The organism is Nostoc sp. FACHB-888 (assembly GCF_014696655.1).
Classification (GTDB): Bacteria; Cyanobacteriota; Cyanobacteriia; order Cyanobacteriales; family Nostocaceae; genus Nostoc.
In genome coordinates this window covers 1-3,952 of the sequence record NZ_JACJQM010000299.1, presented here as the reverse complement: position 1 = coordinate 3,952, position 3,952 = coordinate 1, and the positions used below count along the sequence as shown (strand labels likewise).

The 3,952-nt window shown below is 37.4% G+C and carries 3 protein-coding genes and 1 pseudogene; all 4 read left to right on the top strand.

The features are described from left to right. Positions 1 to 274: 274 nt before the first annotated feature. Positions 275 to 562, top strand: coding sequence for a Mo-dependent nitrogenase C-terminal domain-containing protein (locus H6G26_RS39560; RefSeq protein ID WP_190737340.1), 288 nt, complete (start codon positions 275 to 277; stop codon positions 560 to 562). A gap of 870 nt (positions 563 to 1,432) precedes the next feature. After that, on the top strand, positions 1,433 to 2,125 hold the full coding sequence (locus tag H6G26_RS39555; RefSeq protein ID WP_190737338.1) for a manganese catalase family protein: 693 nt from the start codon (positions 1,433 to 1,435) through the stop codon (positions 2,123 to 2,125). Between the two features lie 431 nt (positions 2,126 to 2,556). Continuing rightward, complete coding sequence (locus tag H6G26_RS39550) at positions 2,557 to 3,297, top strand: DUF3891 family protein (RefSeq protein ID WP_190737336.1); 741 nt, start codon at positions 2,557 to 2,559, stop codon at positions 3,295 to 3,297. 31 nt (positions 3,298 to 3,328) lie between these two features. Beyond that, positions 3,329 to 3,439, top strand: a pseudogene (locus H6G26_RS44455) (metallophosphoesterase); the annotation flags it as partial. Between the last annotated feature and the right edge of the window lie 513 nt (positions 3,440 to 3,952).

The window sequence follows — 3,952 nt, the reverse complement described above, 5'->3', positions numbered from 1 at the left end:
GGGTTAGGGGGGATCAATAAGTGCCTAAAATCACAGCCAACCACTTTTCAAACAACCTCTAACGCCTTTTCAAAAATCCATTACCCACATCTTTCTTAAGATCGCTGTAATTAGATGGTGGGCTTGCCTAGTTATTCTGAATTTTAAGGAATTTTACTGATATTTTAATCGACTTTCTTGAAGAGGGAAAATAGTTTCGTAAATTTACGATGTTTTTCTATGAAGATAACTGTCATTTTAGAGAGAGAGAAATTTTTGAAAAGAGAGTTAATATATGAATTCCTTCAACAAAGATCGTTTAAATAACAACTTATTAAACCAGATACGTTATCAGCTTGATAGCTTAGAAATACATAATTCTAATCTGGCCAAGCTCTTATGCAAAATCATTCCATCTAACTGTCCTTTTGAAAAAACTGTGAAAATTTTAGGACGGACTCTTTTTCAGATTCCACCATTGTGCAAAATCAACCCCTTTTATGAACAAATAGTTGGTCTTCGTTATAAGTGTTTATTATATTTAGTAGATGAATGTGGTGAAGATGCGACTAGATATTGTTAAATGGAGATTTTCTTTAAAAGAAATATAAAGTAGTTAGGAACAATATTGGAGTTCTGTGAATTATAACTCCTAACAGGATTTTCAGTATTTAACATGAATTTTCATCAAGTTTGGGCTAATTGGAATATTGACTGTAAAGACCTCTACTTTAACTGTCATATCAGGTCATATCTGCTTAATGAGTAAGAAGGGCGATCGTTTGCAATATCTTGGCTATGAAACTTATAGGTTTATGTTTTAGCTGATTTCGTTGTCTACTCGGCTAAAACATAACAATTACCAAAATATTGTTATGAGTAAACTGTAATTTTAAATATAATAAGCTACTGAAATTCGATTTTGGAATTATTGGTAAAAAGTTAGACCTACAACAATTTTTATGAAGTAGGGGATCTAGACACCGGAAATTTTCACAAAATAATGAATGCGTAACGAAACTTACGCTGTTATTATGTATTAGCCATATTTTAATGCATCGCCAAAAAGAGGGATACTATTTTTCCATCTTAAGATAGATATCTTGATAAAGCTATTAGTATTTAGTTCTACAGCTAATAAGGCATAGGCTTTAGACTTATATATATTCAAGAATTCCTAATTTATATTGCAAAACTTCCACTTATGATTATTATGCTCAAAATCTTCAGGTAAACTTTTTTGTCTAACTTTTGGATTTAGCATTTATCCCATATGGTAGAAAGAATTGTTAATAAAAGTTGATAACTTAGACACAAGTGAGATTATTGAGGCAGTAATGAGTATTATTGCTTAGATGATTTTAGGGCTTTTAGCAGGTGCGATAGAGTATCTGCCCGCCATAGGCGATGTTTATCAATTCTGTAACATAATAATTTCTGGAAGTGTAAATCTATGTTTTTTCACAAAAAAGAGCCTATTCATGCAGTTAACGTAACTGAGCCAAACCCTCGTTTTGCTCAGTTACTTTTAGAGCAGTTTGGCGGAGCTACTGGAGAACTTAGTGCAGCACTTCAATACTGGGTTCAGTCATTCCATGTCGAGAATGCTGGCATCAAAGATATGCTCCAAGACATTGCCATTGAGGAATTCAGCCATTTAGAAATGGTTGGTAAACTCATTGAAGCTCATACTAAGAATACGGATCAAACAGAGGCTTATAAAAGTACTCTCTTTGCAGTGCGGGGGATTGGGCCTCATTTTCTAGATAGTCAAGGTAATGCTTGGACAGCAAATTATTTGAATGAGGGCGGAGATGTAGTGCGTGATTTGCGAGCTAACATTGCAGCAGAAGCCGGCGCTCGTCAAACTTACGAAGAGTTAATTAAGTTGGCAACTGACAAAGGAACCCAAGAGACTTTAGTCCATCTGTTAACACGAGAAATTTCTCATACCCAGATGTTTATGAAAGCTCTAGATTCACTAGGTAAGCTGACAGATCCGTTCTTTGGTAATATTAAGCCAGATGAAACTGTTGCTCTCTACTACAACCTATCTACAAACGGAAATGGTCAAGATGAGCGTGGCCCTTGGAATTCTGAACCAACATTCAAATATATTGCTAATCCCCTAGAAAGCCACTCTTAACTCCAGCAGTTAGAGCTTAGGTTAATTTGAGGTAAAGGGATTTTGGTTAAATTATTTGAAAGCTCCCTATTCTCTGGTGGGCAAACAGCCCACCTTCTTTTCTTTACCAATGGTTAAACTATTTGTCTACATCAGGTAGTTTTTAGGGAGAATTTAGCTTTATCCAAACCTATAGCAATTCTAAATCATTTGTGAACAAGATTCTCCAGTTTTAGAGAAGTGGGGAATCCGAGTCGAGAAGCATTTGCTGCTATTCATTTGGATTCAATACGCGCCTTGAACATATATCTCTGTATCACAAAGAATAACTGTTATTAATTAAGCCATACTGAAGAAGCCAGAGCGATCGCCTCTTGAAATCTACCCCAACGTTTCTAAATTCAGAAATTAATTCAACTCAAAATCAAAACTAAGACTCAGGAGATTGATTTGTGATTGTCAACGCTACGCAAAATGGTTGGGAAGTTATTTATCATCGCGCCCATGCTTTATTAGCGGCTCAACTGGGGGGCCAATGGCGACGTAAAGATGCGCCAGCAAGGTTATATGAAACGATAGCTGCAATTTCCCATCATGATGATCTAGAAAAAGAGTGGGAAGAAGACAATCTTACTGAAGCCGGTGCGCCAAAGGACTTTATGCTGTCCTCAAAGGCCGATGTACGTGCTGGCATCCAGAAATTGGCTGATTTGGCAAAGAATGCCCTTTATCGTGGACGATGGGTAGCTCTATTAATTTCCATGCACATCAGCCGTTTAAATGAGGCAAGCCGGGGTCAATTTCCAGAACTAGACAAACTGTTGGATGAGCAACTTGAAAATCAGCAACGTTTGCGGAAAGGACTAGGCATCAAAAAGGAAGAAGTTGATGCAGCTTATGCATTTATGCAGTGGTGCGATCGCCTTTCTCTTATCTTATGTCAGCAAGAACTACCTGATGACGAGCGATTTTTAGAAATTAGCAAGGGCCCTGAAGGTCAACGCTATGACATCATGCAACGTAGTGATAACTTAGTTATTGTTAAACCCTGGCCTTTCCAAGACGATAGATTTACAGTCAACGTCGAAGCTTGCGAGCTCTCCCAGGTAAAATTTGATAGTAATACCGAATTAACTCAAGCACTACAAGAAGCTCCCATCAAGGTACTAGAGTGGACATTCGTTAAAAGTTAGATAGTTGTCGCCGCTATGGTCAGTAGTTCAAGCCTTAGAGCGAGTACTTTCTACGAAAGCAGATGTGCTGTTTTGCAGACATACTCATGTACCTTATGTGCGTAACTTGGATGCAGGTAGTTTACAAGTTCGTATCAAAGGTAAGGCAGCAAAAGAACAGTGTTTTATCGTACATAATCTTGACCCAGCTGGAGAAGCAACTGATTTAATGGCGAAATATGGAGGAGAAACTGTTAAGTTGCTGTGGGAATCTGTTTCTCGCCAAACGGTGCAAAGGTTGAGAAGACTAAATTTTGGTTTTTTTGAACTGGATTGTTTATTAATTCACGGTACAACAGTAGGGCTTGACGAGGAACTAAAACCAGAAACTCACTCTATTATCATGTGCGATCGCTTATCACGGATGCAAGCAAATAATTTGTTCTGCGGTGTTTCTTACTAGGCAAGAAAGAGCCAGAGAAATAACTCTCTGGCTCAAAGCTGGAGACAAAATAATCATCAAATAAAGGCTAACTTGGGTAATAACCCAGGGCAAACGCATCTAAATATTGACGAGCCTGAATCAGTATGAAATACACCAAGACTCAAACTACATAAGGCTTTGAGGAAATTAAATCTCACTCAATATTAAAATGATAATCATTGTGAGGGGGAG

Coding starts and splice junctions, on each gene's coding strand:
- H6G26_RS39555 (WP_190737338.1), top strand. CDS start 1,433: ATGTTTTTTCACAAAAAAGAGCCTATTCATGCAGTTAACGTAACTGAG.
- H6G26_RS39560 (WP_190737340.1), top strand. CDS start 275: ATGAATTCCTTCAACAAAGATCGTTTAAATAACAACTTATTAAACCAG.